At 63.6% G+C, this 22559-nt stretch carries 16 protein-coding genes; 2 read left to right on the forward strand and 14 right to left on the reverse strand.

Going from position 1 to position 22559, the window contains the following annotated elements:
• Nucleotides 1-51 precede the first annotated feature (51 nt).
• Nucleotides 52-738 carry a hypothetical protein gene (locus CD932_RS08820; protein ID WP_094442311.1) on the forward strand — a complete coding sequence of 229 codons (687 nt, stop codon included), beginning with the start codon at nucleotides 52-54 and terminating at the stop codon, nucleotides 736-738.
• Between the two features lie 448 nt (nucleotides 739-1186).
• Here the strand turns inward: CD932_RS08820 and CD932_RS08825 are convergent, their stop codons facing one another.
• From CD932_RS08825 to CD932_RS08850, 6 genes are all read right to left on the reverse strand, one after another.
• Nucleotides 1187-3139 carry a S9 family peptidase gene (locus CD932_RS08825; RefSeq protein WP_094442312.1) on the reverse strand — a complete coding sequence of 651 codons (1953 nt, stop codon included), beginning with the start codon at nucleotides 3137-3139 and terminating at the stop codon, nucleotides 1187-1189.
• 70 nt (nucleotides 3140-3209) lie between these two features.
• On the reverse strand, nucleotides 3210-4682 hold the full coding sequence (locus tag CD932_RS08830; protein WP_094442313.1) for an amino acid permease: 1473 nt from the start codon (nucleotides 4680-4682) through the stop codon (nucleotides 3210-3212).
• 227 nt (nucleotides 4683-4909) lie between these two features.
• The gene (locus tag CD932_RS08835) at nucleotides 4910-6343 is read right to left on the reverse strand and encodes an amino acid permease (protein WP_094442314.1); all 1434 of its coding nucleotides are present in this window, start codon (nucleotides 6341-6343) and stop codon (nucleotides 4910-4912) included.
• 61 nt (nucleotides 6344-6404) lie between these two features.
• Complete coding sequence (locus CD932_RS08840; protein ID WP_094442315.1) at nucleotides 6405-6866, reverse strand: RidA family protein; 462 nt, start codon at nucleotides 6864-6866, stop codon at nucleotides 6405-6407.
• 142 nt (nucleotides 6867-7008) lie between these two features.
• On the reverse strand, nucleotides 7009-7671 hold the full coding sequence (locus CD932_RS08845; RefSeq protein ID WP_176460915.1) for an ATP-binding cassette domain-containing protein: 663 nt from the start codon (nucleotides 7669-7671) through the stop codon (nucleotides 7009-7011).
• A gap of 154 nt (nucleotides 7672-7825) precedes the next feature.
• On the reverse strand, nucleotides 7826-8938 hold the full coding sequence (locus tag CD932_RS08850) for an NADH:flavin oxidoreductase/NADH oxidase (RefSeq protein ID WP_094442317.1): 1113 nt from the start codon (nucleotides 8936-8938) through the stop codon (nucleotides 7826-7828).
• A gap of 159 nt (nucleotides 8939-9097) precedes the next feature.
• On the opposite strand from CD932_RS08850, the gene CD932_RS08855 reads away from it, so the two are divergent.
• Nucleotides 9098-9667: a glycine zipper 2TM domain-containing protein gene (locus tag CD932_RS08855; protein ID WP_094442318.1), complete on the forward strand. Its 570-nt coding sequence runs from the start codon at nucleotides 9098-9100 to the stop codon at nucleotides 9665-9667.
• Here CD932_RS08855 and CD932_RS08860 read toward each other — a convergent pair whose 3' ends face one another.
• The 8 genes from CD932_RS08860 to astC all read right to left on the reverse strand — a co-directional run bounded on the left by CD932_RS08860 (nucleotide 9668) and on the right by astC (nucleotide 22433).
• Entirely contained in the window at nucleotides 9668-10177 is a 510-nt protein-coding gene (locus CD932_RS08860; protein WP_094442319.1) for a DUF1993 family protein, read from the reverse strand.
• A gap of 139 nt (nucleotides 10178-10316) precedes the next feature.
• Nucleotides 10317-11339 (reverse strand): succinylglutamate desuccinylase, encoded by a 1023-nt coding sequence (locus CD932_RS08865; protein ID WP_254926529.1) that lies wholly within the window; start codon nucleotides 11337-11339, stop codon nucleotides 10317-10319.
• Between the two features lie 14 nt (nucleotides 11340-11353).
• Nucleotides 11354-16051: an NAD-glutamate dehydrogenase domain-containing protein gene (locus tag CD932_RS08870; RefSeq protein ID WP_094442321.1), complete on the reverse strand. Its 4698-nt coding sequence runs from the start codon at nucleotides 16049-16051 to the stop codon at nucleotides 11354-11356.
• Nucleotides 16052-16167: 116 nt separating this feature from the next.
• Nucleotides 16168-17514, reverse strand: a complete 1347-nt coding sequence (gene astB, locus CD932_RS08875; RefSeq protein ID WP_094442322.1) for an N-succinylarginine dihydrolase — start codon at nucleotides 17512-17514, stop codon at nucleotides 16168-16170.
• 9 nt (nucleotides 17515-17523) lie between these two features.
• On the reverse strand, nucleotides 17524-19014 hold the full coding sequence (astD, locus tag CD932_RS08880; RefSeq protein WP_094442323.1) for a succinylglutamate-semialdehyde dehydrogenase: 1491 nt from the start codon (nucleotides 19012-19014) through the stop codon (nucleotides 17524-17526).
• Nucleotides 19007-20059, reverse strand: coding sequence for an arginine N-succinyltransferase (gene astA, locus CD932_RS08885; RefSeq protein ID WP_094442324.1), 1053 nt, complete (start codon nucleotides 20057-20059; stop codon nucleotides 19007-19009). Before astA ends, astD begins: the two co-directional genes overlap by 8 nt.
• 13 nt (nucleotides 20060-20072) lie before the next feature.
• On the reverse strand, nucleotides 20073-21104 hold the full coding sequence (locus tag CD932_RS08890; protein ID WP_094442325.1) for an arginine N-succinyltransferase: 1032 nt from the start codon (nucleotides 21102-21104) through the stop codon (nucleotides 20073-20075).
• 87 nt (nucleotides 21105-21191) lie between these two features.
• Nucleotides 21192-22433, reverse strand: a complete 1242-nt coding sequence (gene astC / locus CD932_RS08895; protein ID WP_094442326.1) for an acetylornithine/succinylornithine family transaminase — start codon at nucleotides 22431-22433, stop codon at nucleotides 21192-21194.
• Between the last annotated feature and the right edge of the window lie 126 nt (nucleotides 22434-22559).

Here is a 22559-nt window from a genome sequence, read left to right on the forward strand (position 1 = left end):
TTCGACAATGTTCGTGCGATACTCGTGTGATTCCCAATCAAGAGTAACAATATGACTCCGATACCGACCTCGCCACAACCTGCTACCACGCTCGATGAGCTATTCAGCAGTCCTGCCACGATTCTTTCCAACCTCGACTTAGACATCACCGGCACGGCGGTGACAGATGCACAGCTACAGCGCTTGGCCGGCTGTCCTGGTGGCGGCGTAGTCACTGTAACTGATGACGCAGGTGCGGTCTATCTTGAGTCCCGGCATCGCGACCTCATCATTAATACATGGAGAAATGCTAATTATGTTGAGATACGTCGTCAGGGTGAAGACTACTATCTTTATCTTGATTACATATGGTTTTCTGACAATTGTCCCAAGGGGTTTGGCGCAGTAGTCCTGCTTAACATGGCATATACAGCTGCCGAACTTGGTTTTTCGCACATAGAGTTGCTCGCTGCTGGAGGTACCGGAATCAAGGGTGCAGCGTGGACAGAAGAGTTTTGGGGCTATGAAACTTGGCCGCGACTCGGCTTTGACACGGAACTACAGCCCCAGATGCTTGCTCTGACAGCTCAGGAACCCGAACTGAAGGACTTCACGCATGTATCTGAAATCGTCCAAGCAAACTTGGATTGGTGGAAAGAACACGGTGATGGGTGGACGATGACGTTCGATTTGAAGCAGGGGAGCGCATCATGGGATACACTATACATGTTCTGTAAAGGGCGAGGTTTACTCAAATGAAACGTATTCTCAAAATCAATGCCAGCAAAGGCTACGTTCGTGTTTCGACCGGCCCGAAAGCCGAGCCTGATACTGCGCCTAGCCCTTCGGCTTCTCAGCGGCGCAAAGTTTCGCTGTCCAGCTTGACATCAACCCCCCCTCGGACGGTTGATGATGTCCGGAAAGCTATCGCACAAGGACGGTTTGCAGAGATGAAACCAGAGCAAGCATAGCCGGACCGATCTTGTTGGTGCCAGGAAGGCGTAGAATCAAGACACCACATAAACACATAGGTGCCCACGGGACGCCTATGTGTTGTATGGCAGTGTCCTGGCCACTCAGTGGCTGAGTCGGCTGTGGCGACAAGACCATCCGGACGCTGATTTGAAACGAACACGAACTAGTCATCCTTTTTGTCGCAATGCTGCGAGCGTTCGCGGGCAGGACGCCAGTAAGTCATTATTCCCGATTATTTCAAATAGCGCTCAAACCACGCCAGGGTGCGCTGGCGCAAGTCCCGCTGGTGTTCGGGCTTGCGGAAGGAGTGGCCCTCGCCGTCATAGATGAACAGGCTGGACGGCACGCCCATGGCGCGCAGGCCGTTCCAGAATTCCAGTGACTGGGCGGCCGGGGTTTCCACGTCGCGCTCGCCCACATAAACCAGGGTCGGCGTGGCCGCCGCCTTGATGGTGGAGAGCGGCGAGGCCTTGCGGTAGACCTCGGGATCGTCATAGGCCGAGGCGCCAAAGAAGGGGATCATCCACTGGTTGATGCCGTTCTGGCCGTAATAGCTGATCCAGTTCGATATGCCGGCGCCGGCCACGGCCGCCTTGAAGCGCGTGCTGTGGGTCACGCCCCACATCGTCATGAAGCCGCCGTAAGAGTGTCCTGTCAGGCCGAGTCGCTGGCCGTCGACGGGGGCGACTTTTTCCACCGCATCGATGCCGGCCAGGATATCGCGCCAGTCGCCGCCGCCAAAGTCGCGCATATTGGCGCGTGTAAAAGCCTGGCCCTGGCCAAAGCTGCCGCGCGGGTTGGGGAAGAAGACAAAATAACCTTTTCCCGTCAGTTCGCGCAGCTGTGCGCTGGCAAGTTCGCCCGGGCCGACATAGCGCGGCGAAACGGCGGCGCCGGGGCCGCCATGGACCACCACGATCATCGGATATTTCTTGTCCGCCTCGACCTTCAACGGCCCCAGCAGCCAGCCCTGTACCCGGTAGCCTTCATTGCTCCAGCCGACGTTCTGCACGCTCAGCTGCGGCGCCAGGGCGTCGTTGTCGTGCGTGATTGTCTGCAAGCCGTTCAAGGGCCCGGCCACCAGATGCGGCGCATGTGTAAAGTCTTCCTGCGCGCCGGCCGCTTGCGTGCCATCGGCGCTGAACGACAAACGGCCATCCGAGCCACCGCTGCTGAGCTCGCCAAGCAATTGCGGCGCGGCTGGCCCCGTTTGCGCATCGAGTCTGACCAGCGCCAGTTGCGAGTCGATCAGGGCCGTGGCCAGCAGGCCCTGGCCGCGCCAGACGACGCCATTGAAGGTGCCGCGATAGTCGGGCGTGAGGTTGCGCGGCGTGCCGCCGGCCAGCGGCACGGTATAAATATCGCCGCCAATCGAGCCGAAGTCGCTCATCAGGCCGCCAACGAACACCACCGTCTTGCCGTCCGGCGAGACCGACGGCAGGTTCAGCTGCATCGCCGGCGCGGCAATCACGCGCAGCGCGCCGCTGGCTGCATCCACATGGGTCAATTTCGCCACCCACCAGTTGCTGTCGCCATTGCCCCGCGCGCTGGTGGCCACAAAACCGTTGCCATCGGGCGTCCAGTTGTATTCATAGACATAGGTGTCGGCCGGGGACACCAGGCGCAGCTCGCCGCCGCCGGCAGCCACCACGGCGATGCGCTGGGCGTCATCCTCGCTGCCCACCTCGCCCACCTGGCGCGCGCCCGCTTCGACGGCGCCGGCCAGCTTGCGCGCGCCGACGGTCGCCAGCAAGGCGACCTGCTGGCCATCGGGCGACCAGCGCGCCGTGCTGGCCACGCCCTTGAAATTGAGCAGTGCTTTGGATGCGGCCTGGCCCATGGTGGCCAGGAACAGGCTGGCCTTGCCGGCCTTGGCGTCGTAGCCGACAAAGGCCAGCTGCCGGCCATCGGGCGACCAGCTGGGCTTGTCGTAGGAACACACGGCGCAAGGGTCGAACTGCTGCACCATGGCGCCGCTGGCGGCGTCGCGCACCACCAGCGCGCCATGCGCACGCTTTGCCTGGCCACCCGTGTCGCTGGACTCGATGGCGACGATACGCTGGCCGTTGCCGGACAGGGCCACGGCGCGGTAATCGCGCAAGGCTTGCGGTGCGGCGGCGTGGGCGCAGGCGACAAACAGGGCAGTGGCGAACAGGCCGGCACTGGCGATTGCAGTTATTTTCATCAGTTAACTTCCAGTTTGAAATGAAAAAAACCGCCAGCAAGCGCGGCGGTTTCGGATGGTCATGTCCGGCTCAAGGAGCCTGCTTGCCCAGGTGTGAATGACGCATGCTGTACAGGAAATAGATGGCGATGGTCACCGCCATCCATACACTGAAGACGACAAAAGTGGTGTGCGGCAAGTCGCGCATGATGTACAGGCAGGCGCACACGCTCAGGCCCGGAATCACGTAGGGGCCGAACGGCACGCTGAAGCCTTCGATGCGGTTGGCGCCCTGCTTGTGGCGCAATACCGGCACGGCGATCGACACCACCATGAAAGCGGTCAGGGTGCCGATGCTGACCATGTCCCACAGATAGGTGGCGTCGATGGAGCCGGCGACGAGCGCCACCACCAGGCAGACGATCAGCGTATTGCTGACCGGCACCAGGGTACGCGGATGGATCTTCTGGAACGATTTCGGAATCAGGCCGTCGCGGCTGATGGCGAACAAAATGCGCGTCTGGCCGTAAATCGTCACCAGCGTCACGCTGAAGACGGAGATGACGGCGCCGGCCGACAGCACCAGCGCCGGCCAGGCGTGGCCGGTAACGTTTTGCAGGATCACCGCCAGGCCCGCTTCCTGGCCTTCGAACAGCCTGGCTTGCTGGGCGCCGAGGGCGGCGACGGCCACCAGCAGGTAGAACACGGTAACGATCAGCAAGGCACCCAAAATGCCGCGCGGCACGTTGCGCGTGGGGTCTTTCACTTCGTCGCCGGCGGTCGCCACCGTATCGAGGCCAATGAATGAGAAAAACACCGTGCCGGCGGCGGCAGTCACGCCCGTCATGCCGGCAAAGCCCTTGCTGTTGTCGGTATTGAAGAAGGGGAAGAAATTGTCGGCGTTAAAACCTGAAAACGCCACGACGATAAAAAACACCAGGATGGCCAGCTTGATCATCACCATGATGGCGTTCATCAGGGCCGATTCCTTGGCGCCGCGCAGCAACATGAAGCAGCACATGCAGATCAGAAAGATGGGCGGCAGATTGATATGGCCGGCGTGAAACTCCATGCCGTTGGGCCCTGAAACGATCATGGGAGAGCGCAGCATTTCCGGGATATGCCAGCCAAACGCATTTTCCAGGAAGTTATTCAGGTAGGACGACCAGCCGATGGCCACCGCGCTGCCCGCCAGGCCATATTCGAGCAGCAGGCAGGCGGCCATGATAAAGGCCAGGAATTCGCCGACGGTGGCGTAGGCAAACGAGTAGGACGAGCCGGAGGCGGGAATGCGGAACGACAATTCCGCATAGCACAGAGCGGTGAGCCCGGCCGTGACGGCGGCGATCAGGAACGATAGGATGACGGACGGGCCGGCCTTGGGCACGGCTTCGACCATGGTAAAGAAGATGCCCGTGCCGATGGTGGCGCCGACGCCGATCATGGTCAGGGAAAACAGGCCGATGGAACGGCTCAAGCCGCTGCTGCTGAGGCCTGCACCAGACCCGCTCGTGGTATCGATCGGTTTGGTGCGGCAAAGTTTCTGGACCAGGGTTAGGCTCACTAGCAATCCTTTTAGGAGGCGGGTCATGACGACGGAAACATGGCGCGATGGTTTGACCTGGCAAAAACCCGGAAACAATACGGTCCATTTTCAAAACTAAGCGATTATAGGGCTTTCACCGGCCCAGACCAGCAGATCTTTGATGCAAGGAAACAACGTCGGCGGCAGTAAAAAGCGCGCCGCTGCAACTGCAGGGGCGCGCCAGGATACGGCGACAGGGGCTGGATTTACTTCTTGCGCGGAAGATGCCCATCGGCCGGCGGCCAGCCCGCCTCATAGCCTTGCGGCACTTCTTCAGCGCCCTCTTTCGGCGCCAGGCCCAGCACGTAGTACAGCACTGTCAGCAGCAGCAGCCAGGCCGGGCCAATCACCAGCGCGATGCGGGTATCGGGAAAATACGCCATCAGGCCGATCACCAGCGCCAGGAAGGCGAGCGAAATCCACGAGCCGTACGGCGCGAACGGCATGCGGAACGCCAGGTTTTTGATTTCCAGCGGGCTCAGGGTCTGGCGAAACTTCAGTTGCGTCACCAAAATGATGCCCCAGGTCCAGATGGCGCCGAACGTCGAAATGGACGTGACCCAGATAAATACTTTTTCCGGCACCAGGTAATTGAGCAGCACACCGATCAACAGCGCCAGCACCGACACCATGATGGCGCGGCGCGGCACGCCGCTGGCCGTGGTCTCGGCAAAGGCCTTCGGCGCCTGGCCTTGCAGCGCCAGGTTGTACAACATGCGGCCGGTGCTGAAGATGCCGCCATTGCAGGACGACAGCGCGGCCGTCAGCACCACGAAGTTGATGATGCCGGCGGCCGTCTTGATGCCCAGGCGCTCGAAGGTCATCACGAACGGGCTGCCGGTGGTGCCGATTTCGTTCCACGGGTAGATCGACAGGATCACGAACAGCGCGCCGACATAAAAGATCAGGATGCGCCAGAACACGGAATTGATGGCGTCGGGTATCGATTTTTTCGGGTTCGCCGCTTCGCCTGCCGTCAGACCAATCATTTCCACGCCCAGGTAGGCAAACATCACCATCTGCAGCGACATCAGCACGCCCTGCGCGCCATTCGGGAAAAAGCCGCCATGGGTCCACAGATTGGCAATGCCGATCGCCACGCCATCGTTACCAAGGCCAAAGACGATCATGCCGGCGCCGCCGACGATCATCAAAATGATGGTGACAACCTTGATCAGGGCAAACCAGAATTCGAATTCGCCATAGGCTTTCACGGCCAGCAGGTTGACGGCGCCCATGGAAGCCAAGGCCGCCAGCGCCCAGATCCAGCGCGGCACGTCGGGAAACCAGATGCCCATGTAGATGGCGACGGCGGTAATTTCCGCGACGCACGTAACCAGCCACAGAAACCAGTAATTCCAGCCCGTCAGATAGCCTTGCAAGGGTCCAAGATAATCCTGGGCGTAGCGGCTGAAGGAACCTGCGACGGGATTGTGCACCGCCATTTCACCGAGCGCGCGCATGATCAGGAAGATCACGGCGCCGCCGATAATATACGACAACATGATGCCGGGACCTGCCATCCTGATCGCATTGCCCGAACCCAGGAACAGCCCCACGCCAATCGCGGCGCCCAGGGCCATCAGGCGTATCTGCCGCTCACCGAGGCCACGGTGCAAGCCTTGCTCACTCGTTTTCATTGCTTGTCTCCGTCTATTTTTATCATGCGCCGGCCGGCTTGCCTGCCGGCGCGGATCACGCTTATTCGGCCAGTTCGGCGATCAGCTCAATCTCCACGCAAGCGCCGAGAGGGATCTGCGCCACGCCAAAGGCGGAACGGGCATGCTTGCCGCTGTCGCCAAACACCTCGACGAACAGTTCCGAGGCACCATTGGTGACCAGATGCTGCTCGGTAAAGTCGGGCGTGGAATTGACCAGGCTCATCACCTTGACGATACGCTTGACCTTGTTCAGGTCGCCGCCGCAGGCGTCCTGCAAGGTGGCGATCAGCTCGATGGCGATGCCGCGCGCGGCCAGCTTGCCCTCTTCGGTGCTGACATCCTTGCCCAGCTGGCCGACCCAGACCTTGCCGTCCTTCTTGGCCAGGTGTCCGGACAGGAACACGGTATTACCGGTGCGCGCATGCATCACATAGGCGGCAGCAGGCACGGCAACGGTCGGCAATTCGATCTTGAGGGCGGTGAGTTTTTCGTAAAACGACATGCTATTTCTCCAATAAAACAAAGTGAACGAGGACCAGAGAGGCACATATGAAATATAACTGTGACAACAATTCCAGATTAAACCCCATCATAGGGGGGAATGCCCAGTTTAAGTTCACAAATAGGTGGGGTTATTCAGTGGATTATACCGAGTGGACGTGCAAACGCAGACGCGGCTCGTCCAGCCGCAGTTGCTGCAGGAAGGCTTCGTCGTGCGACACCACCAGCAAGGCGCCCCGGTATTGCGCCAGCATCCGCTCCATCGCTTGCAGGCTGGCCAGGTCCAGGTGATTGTCGGGTTCATCGAGCAGCAGCAACTGCGGCGGCGTTTGCGCATACAGCTCGGCAGCCAGCGCCACCTTCATGCGCTCGCCACCGCTCAGGCTGGTTGCCGGTGTGTCGGGCAACAGATGACCAAGGCCGATCTCGTCCAGCGCTTGCTGCAGGCGGACGCCAGCATCCCAGTGCTCGCCCACCAGCGCATAGTCCGCTTCATCGATGGAACCGAAGGCGATGCGATCGAGCGCGGCCAGCACGCTATCGGCACCAGCGAGCGACGCCACGGTAGGAAAGTGTGCAGGCGACAGTTCCTGCGCCACGTACACCACGCTGCCAGTGCCGCGCACGGCGCCGCTGGTGGGCAGGGTTTCTCCGGCCAGCAGCCGCGCCAGCACGCTCTTGCCCACGCCATTGGCGCCGACCAGGCCGATGCGCTGCGGCGTGAAGGAAAACAGCAGTTGGTGAAACAGACTAGTGCCATCGGGCAGCACATAAGACAGACGATCGAGTTGCAGTAATGCAGGCATGCGGATACTCCTTGTACCAGGCTGGCGAACCCGCTTGGGTAGCGGGATGGGCTGGGCCGTGCACAAGCACGGCAGTATCAATGGCGCATGTCGAATGTCCTGGAAGAATGAGGAAAACAGCGTCCAGTGTAGCAGAGGACGCCGATGCGGTTTGTTAGCGCTGGCCCTGGGTGGTGTCGCCAAACAGGTTTTTATACTCACGCGGCTGCGAGCGCCAGTACTGCGGTGGGGCTTGGACCTGGGCGCCGAGCTGGGCCGCCGCATGCCATGGCCAGCGCGGATCGAACAGCATGGCGCGCGCCAGCGCCACCATGTCGGACTGGCCGCTGGCGATAATGGTTTCGGCCTGCTGCGCCTCGGTGATCAGGCCAACGCTGATGGTCGGCATGCCGACTTCCGCCTTGATGCGTTCGGCAAAACCCACCTGGTAGCCGGGACTGAGCGCAATCTGCTGCTGCGGCGACACGCCACCGCTCGACACGTGAATGAAGTCGGCGCCCAGGCGCTTGAGTTCATGGGCGAACTGCACGCTTTGCTCGATCTCCCAGCCGCCTTCGACCCAGTCGGTGGCGGAAATACGCATGCCCACCGCCATGCTGGCAGGCACGGCCGCGCGCACCGCCTCAACGACTTCGAGTGGAAAGCGCATGCGGTTTTCCAGGCTGCCGCCATAGGCATCCGTGCGCTGGTTGGCCAGCGGCGACAAGAACTGATGCAGCAAGTAGCCATGCGCGCCATGGACTTCGATACCTTCGATGCCCAGCGCATGGACCCGTTTGGCGGCGGCGACAAATGCGCCCTTCACTTGCAGCAAACCTGCCTCATCGAGCGCGATGGGCACCGTTTCGCCCGGTGCATGGGCAAGCGCCGACGGCGCCACCGTCTGCCAGCCGCCTTCCGACAAGTGCACGCAGTTGCCGCCCTGCCACGGTGCGCGGCTCGACGCCTTGCGCCCCGCGTGGCCCAGCTGCACGATCAGCGGCATGGCCGAATGCTGGCGGATCGCCTGCACCACCCTGGCCAGCGCTTGCTGGTTGGCATCCGACCACAGGCCCAGGTCGTCGGCCGAAATACGCCCTTCCGGCGAGACGGCCGTCGCTTCCGTCATCAGGACACCGGCGCCCGACAGTGCCAGATGGCCGAGGTGGATCATGTGCCAGTCGGTGGCATTGCCGTTCTCGGCAGAGTACTGGCACATGGGGGCGATGGCGATGCGGTTGACCAGGGACAAGGGCCCCAGCTGATAGGGCGTGAATAACTGGCTCATGGATGACTCCGACTTGAAGGAGCACTGATTTTACTGCGGCTAAAAAATTTCCGGATTACACCTGCTTACGTTTGATACAGCGCAACGTCTAGCTTGGTATCGCGCTCCCCGGTACTCTGGCTACATCGTCAACCCAGACATGTTTTTCAGGAGACCAGCATGAACAACGCGACCAACACCACCAACACCACCGCCCGTATCCATCCCTTGATGGCCGGTGCCGCCATTTCCGCCACGGTACTGTGCCTGGTCGGTGCAGCATCGATTGCCGGTATCTTGCCCAACTCGCGCGCCACCAATGCGCCGGCCGTGCCGGCGGACCTGGCGGCCACTAACCTGGCAGCCCCGCTGGCGCCGCAAGCGCTGGCACCTGCAGCGCTTGCGGTCGCAGCGCCAGTGGCCGCACCCGTGGTGGCGCAAGCCGCGCCAGCGCCCGTCGTACATAAACGCGTGGTGCACCACGTGGCGCAAGCGCGCCCCGCCAGCCGCGACGACGACTACGCCTACCGCGACACTGCCTATCGTGAACCGGTACGCCAGCAGCAGCCTGCGCCGGCACCTGCCCAGCCCAACTATGTGGGTATCGGCACCGGCGCGGTCCTGGGCGGCCTGATCGGCAACCAGGTCGGTGGCGGCCGCGGCAAGGCGCTGGCGACGGTGGCTGGCGTGATCGGTGGCGGCTTCCTGGGCAATGCCGTGCAGAACCAGGTAGAGCAGCCACAACGCTAACTAGTCATACGGCCCGAGATAGTCGAGCTTGCCGATAGCCACGCCATTGTTGCGCAAGATGGCGTGGACCATCGAAACGTGAAAATAGAAATTCGGCAGGGCAAAGCCGAGCAGGTAATCATCGCCCTGGAAGCGCTTGCCCTCGTCGGTCCAGTTCAGCACCACTTCGCGCTGGGCGCTGCCGGCCATCTGGCCGGCGTTCACGCCGCCCACATAGGCGATCGTGTCGGCGATACGCTGCCGCAGTTGATCGAATGAGCTTTCATTGTCGTCGAAACGCGGCGCCGGTATCGTGCTCAGGCGCTCGACCGACATTTTCGCCGTATCGCTGACGCGCTGCACCTGCGCCGTCAGGTTCAGCATATCGGGCGCCAGCTGCGCGCCCAGTAAAATTTCCGGCACGATGCCGCCCTGCTCGACATGGGCCTGCGCTTTTTCCAGCAGGCTTGATACGACGCGCAAGCCGCGCACGAAGACGGGGATGGTGGCCCGGTACATGGATACGGACATGGTTCACTCCTGAGTAGTTGCGATAAGCGAGTGTAGCCGAGGGCGGCAAAAGCCGTGCGTACGCTGCGCCACGATGCCGGGATAGCGCCAGGCAGGAAACCGGCGCGCTGGCGCCGTTGACGCTATGGTTGCTGGAAAATCAGGCCACGCGCACCACCATCAGCCCGGCACGCAAGCCCACGCGCACATCGGGATTCGGGAATACCACCAGCTCCTGCGCATTCTGTACCGTATAGACCGTTTCGCCATCGCTGGCGATCACGGCATGCCGGGGCAAGGACGTGAAATTGTGCGTGCTGCGGTCAAACGCCATGCGAAAATCATCGCTGTGCTTGATGATTTCCTGCGCCACCTTGAATACATGCGGTGGCGCCTTCACTGGCCGCGCCGGCAAGCCGCGCAACAAGCCATCCAAAGCCTGCGATACGTCCTCGAACAGCGACAGGTCATTGTCCCCCAGCACGCCCACGCGGCCCAGTTCCACCGTGCTGGCGGCCGCGCCGCAATGCTCGGCCGAGTAATAGCTGTAGGTGCCGGCCGATTGCGGATTCATGATGATGGCGCCTATCGCCGCCTGCCCGAGCCAGTCGATCAGCGCCGCCCTGGCGCCCTCCTCCACCAGGTCCGGCACGATGGCAAAGGTCGGGTAGACGGACGGGCGGATCGCCGTATGCAGGTCCAGGTGCCAGCGCAGCGGCCCCGCATCGCTGAAAAATGCCCTGGTCGCAGCGATCATTTCATCGGCGCGCGCGCTTTCCGCCGCTTGCGCCAGGCTGCCGCGCACGGGACGAAACATGCGGTTCAAATCGGCGTCGACAAAGCGCTTGCCGGCGCGGATCGCATCGACATTGCCGACGCAAACGAGCAGGTCGACCGCCAGCGCATGGGGTTGCACCGACACGTCGCGCGCCAGCGCGTCGAGCAGATGCGCCAGCACTTCGATCGGCCCCGTTTCGTCGCCATGCACGCCGACCGACAGCACCACGCTGGCGCGCCGGGGGTCCGGCGCATTCTCCGCCACCGTTGCCTTCACCTGCAGCATGCCGGGCGCCGGCAGCGCCACGGCAAAGCCGGCGCTGGCGAACAGCTGCGCAACAAAGCCGAAGTCCGCCTGCGCCAGCGCCTGCACGGCCGGCGGCAGGCCGCCTGCGGTTGCCGTCATTGCGTCCGCGCTCATTACGCGGCCACTTCCGCCGGCACGCCCCGGTTCACCGTCTCGGACAGGGTCCATACGTCCAGCATGGCCTGTTCCAGTTCGGTTGCCGCCACATAGGCCGACAGGCCCAACGCGCTCGTTACCGCATCAACGGCGTCACCCTCGCCTTGCTCGGCACGCGCCAGCACTTGCGTGAGCAAGCGCTGTTGCGTGCGGCGCAGGGCTTGCTGCGCATAGCTGCGCAACTGTTCCTGCGACTTGCCTTGCGCGGCCAGCTTCAGGCCGCGTTCGAGCGTGTCGATGCCGGCCTGGCTGCGCAGGGCCAGGCCCATTTGCAGGAAGGCCGACAGGTCCATCGCCGCAGGGCGCGGCACCGACAGGGCCGGGAACAAAAAGCCCGCCACCACGTCCAGCGTATCGACCGCATCCCAGGCCTGCACAAAGGCCGGGTTCAAACCAGGCACCAGCGATGCTTCCGACTTGATGCCGACGGCTTTGAACAGTTCGCGCCTGGACTGCGCGCCGAACAGGCCAGTCAATTCAAGCAGGCCGGCGCCGCGCAGTTGTTCGCCCGGCACCGACAGCACGCCGGAGATCATGGTTTTTTGCAGCGCCCGCGTTTGCGCATCGACCTTGATCGACACCTCGCGCGCAATGCTCAAGGCGTCGGCATCGAGCGCGTCGAACACCGGCGCCAGGTTCAACGCCACCCAGGCCTGGCCCCAGGCCAGGATCACGCTTGACTCGTCCACGTTGTACTCGGCCGCCAGCTCGCGCAACATCAGCGGGCCGCAACGGTTGACCACTTCATTGGCCAGCACGGTGGCCAGGATGGCGTTGGCCAGCGGATGATCGAGCGCCGAGCGCGTTTCCACCAGCAGGGACGGGAAGTAGGGTTTCAATACCGGCTCGGCCCAGCTCTCCTGGATCAACGGCAAGGTCGCCAGGATGCGCTTGTAGCGGTTTTTCACGTTGGCGATCACCACCGCCAGTTCCGGCGTGGTCAAGCCGCGGCCATCTTGCTTGCGGCGCGCCAGTTCGGCCACCGTCGGCAGCTGCTCCAGGTCGCGCGACAAGGCGCCCTCTTCTTCCAGGCTGGCGATCAGGGCGGCGTAACCATCCTGCACCGCGCCCTCGCTTTGCGCCTGCAGTTCGCGCACCAGCAAATGCGTCTGCTGCGTGTTGTCGCGCAGGACCAGGCGCTCGACGTCGTCCGTCATCGCGTACAGCTCGCGGTTGCGGTCCGCTTCGGACAGCTTGCCGGCGTTCACTTCCACGTCCAGCCAGATCTTGACGTTCACTTCATGGTCCGAGCAATCGACGCCGGCCGAGTTGTCGATCGCATCGGTAAAGATGCGGCCACCGGCCAGCGCGAATTCGATGCGGCCGGCCTGGGTCGCGCCGAGGTTACCGCCCTCGGCGACCACTTTCACGCGCAGTTCGTTGCCGTTGACGCGGATATGGTCATTGGCGCGGTCCTTGACCTGCGCGTGGGTTTCGCTCGCGGCCTTGATATAGGTGCCGATGCCGCCGTTGTAGAACAGGTCCACCGGGGCTTTCAATATGCGGTGCATCAGTTCTTCCGGCGGCAACGACGTTTCCGCGATATCGAGCGCGGCGCGGATCTGCGGCGACAGCTCGATTGAGCGCGCGCTGCGCGGATACACGCCGCCGCCCTCGGAGATCAGCTGCTTGTTGTAGTCTTCCCACGAGGAGCGCGGCAGCGCGAACATGCGGGCGCGCTCGTCGAACGAGACGGCGACGTCCGGCGTCGGATCGAGGAAGATATGGCGATGGTCGAACGCCGCCACCAGTTTCAGCTGGCGCGACAGCAGCACGCCGTTGCCGAACACGTCGCCCGACATGTCGCCCACGCCGACCATGGTGATCGGCGTGGTGTTGATGTCGTGGTCCATTTCATGGAAATGGCGCTTCACGGCCTCGAACGCACCCTTGGCGGTGATGCCCAGTTTTTTATGGTCGTAGCCGTTCGAGCCGCCCGAGGCGAAGGCGTCGCCGAGCCAGAAGCCGCGCTGCACGGCGATGCCGTTGGCGATGTCCGAGAAGGTGGCCGTGCCCTTGTCGGCCGCCACCACCAGGTAGGGATCGGCTTCGTCGAAGCACACGGTGTCCTGCGGCGGCACGATATTGCCCAGCGAACGGTTGTCCGTCACTTCCAGCAGGCTGGAAATGAACAGGCGGTAGACGGCTTCGCCTTCGGCCGCGATGGTTTCACGCACGGCGTCCTGCGGCATCTGCTTGCAGACAAAACCGCCCTTGGCGCCGGCCGGCACGATGACGGCGTTCTTCACCATCTGCGCTTTCACCAGGCCCAGCACTTCGGTGCGGTAGTCTTCCATGCGGTCCGACCAGCGCAGGCCGCCACGGGCGACGGGGCCGCCGCGCAGGTGCACGCCCTCGAAGCGGCGCGAGAACACGAAAATTTCGCGGTACGGGCGCGGTTCCGGCACCAGCGCCAGGCTGCTGGTGTCGAACTTGAAGATGATCTTGTCGCCGACCTGATTGTTCTGGAAGTAGCTGGTGCGCAGGGTGGCGGCCATCAGGTCGGCCAGGGCGGCCAGGATTTCCTCGGTATCGGCATGGTTGACCGAGGCCAGGCCGGCCTTGATGGCGACGATGCTGGCCAGGGCGGCGGCGTGCTGTTCGTCTGGCAGCGACGGATCGAAGCGCTGCAAAAAGGCGTCGACCAGGGCTTTCACCAGGGCCGGCTGGCGGCGCAGGCTCTCGGCGATATAGCGCACCGAGAAGCGGCTGCCGGTCTGGCGCCAGTAGCTGGTGTAAGCGCGCACCAGCTGCACTTCGCGCGTCGACAGGCCGCCTTCGATCACCAGGCCGTTCAGGCGACCGTCTTCGGCCGTGTCGTTGAACAGGGCGGCAAACAGTTCTTCGGCCACCTTTGCCACCGCCGGCTGCGTAAGCTTGGCGGCGCTGGTCGCATCAACCGTCAGGCTGGTGACGAAATAGCGCGTGCCTTCGGCCGAGAAGATCGAATAGGCCTGCTCGCGGTCGATCGCCACGCCGGCGTTATGCAGCGCCGGCAAAATGGTCGACAGCGACGGCACGCGGTTGGCCGAGTACAGGCGGATGGTGGTGACAGGTCCGGACTCGATGCGCACGGCCACATTGGCCGCATCGGTATTGCGCAAGATGGTGTCCAGATCGCGGTAGGCGACGGCCGGCGCGGTGGCGGCCACGTAATCGAGCGGCAAGGTGGCGCACAACTTGCGCAGGCTGGCCCGCAAGGCGACGTCGGGCACGGCGTCGGCGACGGCGGCAAAGCCATTGTGCCAGCCATCGAGCACGCCCAGGAGCGGCTGCTCGATATCGGTTTCCAGGTCCAGCGGATAGCGCGCCGCATGGGCGATCAGGTAGACACGCGCCAGCGGGCCGTCGGCCACCAGGGTCTGCATGCTGACATGGGTGGCGCCGGAACTGGTTTTCAGGGCTTTCGCCAGGCTGGAAGCGACGCTGGCGCTGTAGCGCTCGCGCGGCAGGTAAACCAGCACGTTCAGGTGGCGCGCATACACGTCGCGGCGCGCGAAGACCTTGGTGCGCGGCTGCTTGTACAGCGAGACGACGGCGCCGCACACCTGCACCAGCCAGTCGAGGTCCGCTTCCAGCGCTTCGGTGCGCGGCAGGGACTCGAGGATTTCACGGAATTTCTCGGCGCGGAAGCCTTGCTGGCGCACGCCGGCAAGGCTCAGCACCTTGGCCACGCGGCCGCGCGCAAACGGCAGCGCCGCCAGCGGGGTGGAATTGCCGGCGCGGGTAAACAGGCCCACAAAACAATGCTCGCCCAGGATCGTGCCTTGCGCGTCGGTGTCGCGCACGCCGATGAAATCCAACTGCTGGTCGCGGTGCAAGGTGCCGGCCACGTCGGCCTTGACGATGGACAGGGCTGATTCGCGCTTGGCCAGGGTGTCGAAGTCGCCGGGAATATTGGCCAGGCAGCTGCCGTAGACGGGGTGGCTGGTATCTTGCAGCACGCCGATGCGGCTTGGCAGGTCGCGTTCCAGTTCGCGCACGCCAGATTTGACGCGATAGTAGCCATAACCGAAGACCTCGAAGCCGCCGCTGCGCGCCCACTCCAGAAAGGCGGCCACTTCCGGGCCTTCTTCGCCCTGGGTGGCGGCCGCCACCGCCGACAGGCGCTCGCCCATGGCGGCGCTGTCGCGGCGCACCACGGCAGCGTCGCGCGCCACCAGTTCGATCGCCGCCACCAGCGCCGCTTGCGCCTCGGGCGTGAGTTCTTCATCGAGCAGCACCAGCACATAGGACTCGAGCGGATCGCCCGACTGGCGCACCGCTTGCACGCTGCCGTCATTGGCGCGGCGCACCGGCAGCACGGTATTCATCACGCCGCGCACGGCCAGGTGCTGGCGGCGCATGGCCATCACGATGGAGTCGACCAGATAGGGCATGTCCTGGTTCAGGATCAGCAAGGCGCTCGCCATGCCGCCACGGCCATCGGCGTAGCGCAGGGTGGCGATCTGGCAACCGTCGCCGCTGCGGGTGGCCGCTTGCGTGAAGCCGTCGACCAGCACCGGCGCCAGGCTATCGGGCGCGATATCGGCCAGGTCTTCCGTGTCGAGCGAATCGAGCCAGGCTTGCACCAGGTCGGTAACGCTCTTGCCGGCCGCGCTGGCCTGCACCAGTTGCAGCGTTTGCGTGCGCAAATCTTGTGGCGTGTGGTTCATCTTGCATCTCCATGTCGGTAGTGTGTGTGCAGCGCGGCCATGCGGGCTTGTGGCTGGCCGGCCGTGCTGGTGCTGTCCAGGGGCGGCGTTGGCCCGCCCAATTCTGTTATCGGGTATTACGCCAGGCTATCGTACAACCCTGGCAAGTTGAGGATGGCCGCCAGTTCTTCAAGCGCCGCGTGCACTTCCAGCGCCAGCTGAGGGTCGGCCAGATCGGACGGCTCCAGGCGGTCGCGGTAGTGTTTTTCCACCCACGCCACCAGCCTATGGTACAGCGCTTCGGTCATCAGCACACCCTGGTGCATGGCGCGCGCCTGCGCCACGCTCAAGGCGACGCGCAAACGCAGGCAGGCCGGCCCGCCGCCATTGCGCATGCTCTGGCGCAGGTCAAAATGAATCAGCTCGTCGATCGGGGCGTCGCCGGCCACCAGGCTTTCCAGGTAGCGCGAGACGGCCTTGTTTTCCTGGCATTCCTGCGGGATCACCAGCGCCATCTTGCCGCCTTCCTTGCTCAACAGCTGGCTGTTGAACAGATAGCTCGTCACCGCGTCCTGGACCGGCACCTGGCCCGTGTCGACCCGCAGCGCGGTCAGGTCGGCACCGGCGTGCGCCACGGCGCGGCGCAGCTGCGACAAACTCGCCTCTTCGTCTGCAAACGCCTGCTCGTGATAGAACAGCACATTGCCGTTGCCGACCGCGATGACGTCATTGTGGAACACGCCCTGGTCGATCACGTCGGGGTTCTGCTGCAGGTAGACCGTGCGTTTCGCGTCCAGCCCATGCAGGCGCGCCACCGCCTGCGACGCCTCCAGCGTCTGGCGCGCCGGATAGCGTTTTGGCGACGGCGCCGAAGGGTCGAACTCCACCCGGCCATACACGAACAGCTCGACCGACGGCGCGCCGTGCGAGGCGCCCAGGCGCGTATGGTTGGCGGCGCCCTCGTCGCCAAACGCGGGCGTCGACGGCAGCGCGTCGTGTACGGCAAAGTGCTTTTCATCGCCAAAGATGGCGCGCAGGCTGCGCGCCGACTGCGCGTGTTCAAAAGCGCGATGCAGCTTGTTGTTCAGGTTGGCGGCCGTAAAATGCACGCGCCCGTCCCGGGTGTCGGCCGACGGGCTGACGGTGGCGGCGTTGGCGGTCCACATCGGCGAAGCGGAATAGGCGCAGGCGAGGATCACCGGCGACTCCTGGTACGCGCGCGCCAGCACGTCGGCGTCGCTGCCCGTAAAACCGATGGCGCGCAGCAGGCGAAAATTCGGCCGGTCCTGCGGCGGCAGCAAGGCCTGCGCAAAGCCGCGCGCGGCCAGCGCGCGCATCTTGGCCAGGCCCTGCAAGGCGGCCTGCTTCGGATTGGAGGCGCTTTTCACATTGTTGAACGAGGCCACGTTGCCGAACGAGAGTCCCGCGTAGTTGTGCGAGGGGCCCACCAGGCCGTCAAAATTGTATTCGCGCGTGCCGTGCATGGCGACTCCTTAAAAGTGCAAACCGGGCGACAGCCTGGCCGGCAGGGACAAGCTCGCGTTCTCGATCGAGGCGACCGGATAGGCGCAGTAATCGGCCGCGTAATAGGCGCTCGGCCGATGGTTGCCCGACTTGCCGATACCGCCGAACGGCGCCGTGCTGGCCGCGCCCGTGGTCGGACGGTTCCAGTTGATGATGCCGGCGCGCGCGCGCCGCTGGAAGCGCTGCCACAGCGCCGCGTCGTCCGACAGCAGCGCCGCCGCCAGGCCGAACTCGGTGGCGTTGGCCACCTTCAGGGCCGCGTCAAAGTCGGCCACGCGGATCACCTGCAGCAAGGGGCCGAACCACTCTTCGTCAGCGATGCCGACGGCATCGGTGACGTCGACGATGCCGGCCGTGACAAAGCCCGCCTGCGGGTTCAGCTGGCGCATCTGCAGCAAGGTGGTGCCGCCCTTGGCGACCATGTCCATCTGCGCCTGCACCAGGCGTTTTGCCACTGCGCTTGACACCACGGGGCCCATGAATGGTTCGGGCTGGGCGTGCGAAGCGCCCAGGCCCAGCTTGCCCGCCACTTCCACCAGCCGCGCGACGAAAGCCGCACCGGCAGCGTTATCCTGCACCACCAGCCGGCGCGCGCAGGTGCAGCGCTGGCCGGCCGACACAAAGGCGGAAAAGATTGCGTGGTGCACGGCCGCGTCCACGTTCTGGATATCCCACACCACCAGCGCGTTGTTGCCGCCCATTTCCAGCGCCAGCATCTTGCCCGGCTGACCGCCGAACTGGCGGTGCAACGAGACGCCAGTTTGGCAGGAACCCGTAAACAGCACGCCGTCGAGCATGGCGTTGGCGCCGAGGGTCACGCCGGTATCGCGCGCGCCGTTGACAAGATTGATCACGCCATCGGGCAGGCCGGCCTGCTGCCACAGCTGCACGGTCTTGATGGCCGTGCGCGGCGCATATTCGCTGGGCTTGAAGACGATGGTGTTACCGGCGATCAGGGCCGGCACGATATGGCCGTTAGGCAGGTGGCCGGGAAAATTGTACGGGCCGAACACGCCGAACACGCCATGCGGGCGGTGGCGCAGCACCGCGTCGCCATCGGCGATGGTGCTTTGCGTGACGCCGGTGCGCGCATTGTACGATTGCACCGAGATGTCGATCTTGTTGGCCATGGTGGCCACTTCCGTACGGGACTCCCACAGCGGCTTGCCCACTTCTTCCGAGATTAACAAGGCCAGTTCTTCGGCATGGGTCTTGAGCAGGTCGCGAAAGCGCACGCAGGTGGCGATGCGCTCGTCGACTGGCGTGTCGGCCCAGCCGTCAAAGGCGGCGCGGGCGGCCAGGCAGGCCTGTTCCACATCGCTGGCCGTGGCGGCCAGGCTGGCCCAGGTCTGGCGGCCGCTGGACGGGTCGATGGTCAGCAGTTCGGCGCCGCTGCCGGGCAACCAGGCGCCGTTGATAAAGTTCGACAGGGCGGCTGCCGCATTGAATTGTTCAGACATGGGTATGCTTCCTCGGGTTGAGTGACAGCGTGCGCACGGTGTCGCCGTGCCGGCAGCGCAGCAAGTGCAGTTCATCGTCATGCAATGCCAGCTTGCCGCCTTGCGGCATGGCGTCGGTGACGATCATGCGGAAATCTTTCAGGTCGGTGTTCGACACCAGGTAGGGCTCGGCATCGGCCGGCAGCGCGCAGGCCTGCCCGCTGCCTTGCGCTTCGAGCACGGCCGGCAGGCTGTCGCGCATGGCGCGCAGTTCCGACACGCGCGCCTGCAGCACCGGGCCGGCGTCAAAAATATCAACGTAACCCTCGAAATGCAGGCCTTCCTGTTCCAGCAAGCGGCGCGCTGGCGCCGTGCTCAGGTGGACCTTGCCGATCACCTCTTGCGCCTCGTCGGGCAGGTAGGCCACGTACATGGGCTGGCGCGGCATCAGCTCGGCGATGAACGATTTTTTACCGAGGCTGGTCAGGTCGTCGACGTGGTGAAAATCCATCTTGAAGAAGTGGCGGCCCAGGCCTTCGTAGAACGGCGAGCTGCCGTCCTGGGCCTGGTAGCCGCGCATCTCGGCAATCAGCTTTTCCGTGAACAGATGCGGAAACTGGGCGATGAACAGGAAGCGGCTTTTCGACAGCAGCTTGCCGTTGTTGCCGCTGCGGTAATCGGGGTGCAAAAACAGCGAACACAGTTCGGTGCTGCCGGTCAGGTCGTTCGACAGGTACAGCGTTTCCATGCGCGTAAACACGTCGAGCTCGCGGCTGGAATGGACCAGGGTGCCGATGCGGTAGTTATAAAACGGCTCGTCCAGGCCGACCGCGCCCTTGATCGCGCACACGCCGGCCAGGCGGCCCGAGTCGGTATCCTCCATGACGAACATGTAGTCGCGTTTTTCGGGCGGGATGGTTTCGGCAAACGAGGCGCAGGCTACGCCCAAGCGATCACCGAGCATGGTCATGTCCGGTTTCAGGGTGGTCATGCCGGTGCCGACCTGGCTGGCCAGGCCGTACAGGGCGTCGAGATCGGAGGCGTTAATGGCGCGAACTACTAGCATGCGGTGGTCTCCCTTAGATGCGGACGCAGATGACGCTGTCGCCGGCGGACACCGCCAGCGCTTCGAGCAGGTCGGCGGGCAGGCCCACCGTATCTTGCGCTTCGAGCGCATCGCAGACAAACGTCACGGCGCGGAAATTGCGCTCGGCGCCCGAGGCGATCGCATAATTGACTTTCAGGCCGGTGCGGCTGGGCGTGACGCCGGCCGTCACGCGGCGCGTGATCGACCCCGTAAACGAGCGCAGCGAATTCTTGTGCGCCTGCAGGATCGGGCCGCCGTCGAAAATATCGATGTAGTCGTCGGCTTCGAAGCCTTCTTCCGTCAGCAGGTTGAAGGCCAGTTCGCCGCTCGGATGGATCTGGCCCATGGCAGCCTGTGCGTCGCCCGGCAGCAGCGGCACGTAGACCGGGTAATGCGGCATCAGTTCGACGATCAGGGTGCGGTTGCGCGCGCCGCCGATGACTTTTTCGGCATCGAGAAAATCCATCTGGAAGAACTTGCGGCCCAGCGCATCCCAGAATGGCGACTGGCCGTTGCCATCGGTGATGCCGGCCAGCGGCACGAAAAAGCGGTCGCCGAAACGGTGCGGCGCCAGCACCGCAAACAGCAGCCGCGCGCGCGACAGCAGCGCCGCTTCCAGGCCCGCCTGTTCCATGTTGCGCACATAGAAGCCGGACAATTGCGAGTACGCCGTCAGCTCGGAACACAGGGTCAGCGCATGCACGCTGTGGCTGATGTTCAGGTCGCGCGAGACCTGCTGGATGACGTCGTTGCGAAAGGAAAAATAGGTGCCGTTCGAGCCGGCCGAGGCGAAGATGGCGGCCGTGCCGAGCAGGCTTTTGTCCGCCAGCGATTCGAGCACGAACAAATACGATTCTTCGCTGGGGATATCGACATGGGCGGCAAACGAGGCGATGGAGCGCTCGACGGAAGCGGCGATTTTCTCGCGCGTCTTCGGCAGGGTATGGACACCCGGCATGGTGATCGCGGCCAGCGCTTCAAGGGCTGCGATATCCGCAATTTCTACCGGACGGACAACATACATGGAGACTCCTTCAATGCAGGGTAAAACCAGGCCGGCCCGCGGCAAAGGCGGCGGGCCGGTGAAGAGGGCGAGGTCGCGCGCCTGGGCTTACGCCTTGAGCAGGCCGTCGATGCCGGCGCGCAGCAAACGGCCCGCTTCAGCGATCTGCTGGTCCGACACGATCAGCGCCGGCGCCAGGCGCACTACGTCCATGCCGGCGATCAAGACCATCAGGCCCTGCGCTTCGGCCGCCTTCTGGATGTCTTTCGCGCGGCCTTTCCAGGCGTCGCTGACGACCAGGCCCAGCAGCAAACCGCTGCCGCGCACCACCGAAAATACTTGCGGATAGTCGTTGACCAGGCCCTCCAGCATGGCGATGGTGTTGACGCTGGCCTCTTTCACACGTGCCAGAAACGCTGGCGTATTGATCGTTTCCAGCACTTTCAACGCCACCGTGGTGGCCAGCGGGTTGCCGCCATAGGTGGTGCCGTGGGTGCCGACGTTCAGGGTTTGCGCCAGTTCCTCGGTGGTCAGCATGGCGCCGATCGGATAGCCATTGCCCAGCGCCTTGGCGGCGGTCAGGATATCGGGCGTCACGCCGTAGCCCATGTAGGCGAACAGCGCGCCGGTACGGCCCATGCCGCATTGCACTTCGTCGAAAATCAGGAGGGCGCCGGTCTTGTCGCACAGCGCGCGCAATTCTTTCAGGAATTCAGGATTGCCTGGCACCACGCCGCCTTCGCCTTGCACCGGCTCGACGATCACCGCGCACACATCGTCACCGATGGCGGCGCGCGCCGCTTCGATATCGTTGTAGGCGATATGGTCGATCGATGGCGGCAGCGGCTCGAAGCCTTCCGTGTACTTGGACTGGCCGCCGACGGACACCGTAAACAAGGTGCGGCCGTGGAAGGAGCTGAAGCAGGAAATGATGCGCGACTTGTGCGCGCCGAATTTGGTGTGCGCATATTTGCGCGCCAGTTTCAGCGCCGCTTCATTGGCTTCCGCGCCCGAGTTGCAGAAAAACGCGCGGTCGGCAAACGTCGCTTCGGTCAGCGCTTGCGCCAGGCGCAGCACCGGCTCGTTGGTATAGCCATTGCCCAGGTGCCACAGGGTATTGATCTGTTTGGTCAGCACCTCCACCAGCGCGGGATGGCAGTGGCCGAGGCTGTTGACGGCGATGCCCGAGGTGAAATCGAGGTAATGCTTGCCGGACTGGTCCCACAGGTCGAGGCCGGCGCCGCGCACGGGCACCATGGCGGCCGGAGCGTAAGTGGGAACGAGAACCTGATCATAGGTTTCGCGGGTGACTGGACGAGCCGTTACGGTCGAATCAAGCTTGGCATTCATAGCATTCCCCATCAATATGTTAGGTACTCCCGCAGCTACGACAGCTGCGCGTGACCTGCATTATAAAAAGCGGGATGCTAAAACTCTTTTGAATCTGCGACAAGGATTTTCACAATTCATCACAGG

Source organism: Janthinobacterium sp. PC23-8 (assembly GCF_002250505.1).
In the GTDB taxonomy this organism is placed as follows: Bacteria; Pseudomonadota; Gammaproteobacteria; order Burkholderiales; family Burkholderiaceae_D; genus Janthinobacterium.

Coding starts and splice junctions, on each gene's coding strand:
- CD932_RS08835 (WP_094442314.1), bottom strand. CDS start 6,343: ATGAAAACGAGTGAGCAAGGCTTGCACCGTGGCCTCGGTGAGCGGCAG.
- CD932_RS08845 (WP_176460915.1), bottom strand. CDS start 7,671: ATGCCTGCATTACTGCAACTCGATCGTCTGTCTTATGTGCTGCCCGAT.
- CD932_RS08840 (WP_094442315.1), bottom strand. CDS start 6,866: ATGTCGTTTTACGAAAAACTCACCGCCCTCAAGATCGAATTGCCGACC.
- CD932_RS08820 (WP_094442311.1), top strand. CDS start 52: ATGACTCCGATACCGACCTCGCCACAACCTGCTACCACGCTCGATGAG.
- CD932_RS08850 (WP_094442317.1), bottom strand. CDS start 8,938: ATGAGCCAGTTATTCACGCCCTATCAGCTGGGGCCCTTGTCCCTGGTC.
- CD932_RS08860 (WP_094442319.1), bottom strand. CDS start 10,177: ATGTCCGTATCCATGTACCGGGCCACCATCCCCGTCTTCGTGCGCGGC.
- CD932_RS08870 (WP_094442321.1), bottom strand. CDS start 16,051: ATGAACCACACGCCACAAGATTTGCGCACGCAAACGCTGCAACTGGTG.
- astC (WP_094442326.1), bottom strand. CDS start 22,433: ATGAATGCCAAGCTTGATTCGACCGTAACGGCTCGTCCAGTCACCCGC.
- CD932_RS08865 (WP_254926529.1), bottom strand. CDS start 11,339: ATGACGGCAACCGCAGGCGGCCTGCCGCCGGCCGTGCAGGCGCTGGCG.
- astB (WP_094442322.1), bottom strand. CDS start 17,514: ATGCACGGCACGCGCGAATACAATTTTGACGGCCTGGTGGGCCCCTCG.
- CD932_RS08890 (WP_094442325.1), bottom strand. CDS start 21,104: ATGTATGTTGTCCGTCCGGTAGAAATTGCGGATATCGCAGCCCTTGAA.
- CD932_RS08855 (WP_094442318.1), top strand. CDS start 9,098: ATGAACAACGCGACCAACACCACCAACACCACCGCCCGTATCCATCCC.
- astA (WP_094442324.1), bottom strand. CDS start 20,059: ATGCTAGTAGTTCGCGCCATTAACGCCTCCGATCTCGACGCCCTGTAC.
- astD (WP_094442323.1), bottom strand. CDS start 19,014: ATGTCTGAACAATTCAATGCGGCAGCCGCCCTGTCGAACTTTATCAAC.
- CD932_RS08825 (WP_094442312.1), bottom strand. CDS start 3,139: ATGAAAATAACTGCAATCGCCAGTGCCGGCCTGTTCGCCACTGCCCTG.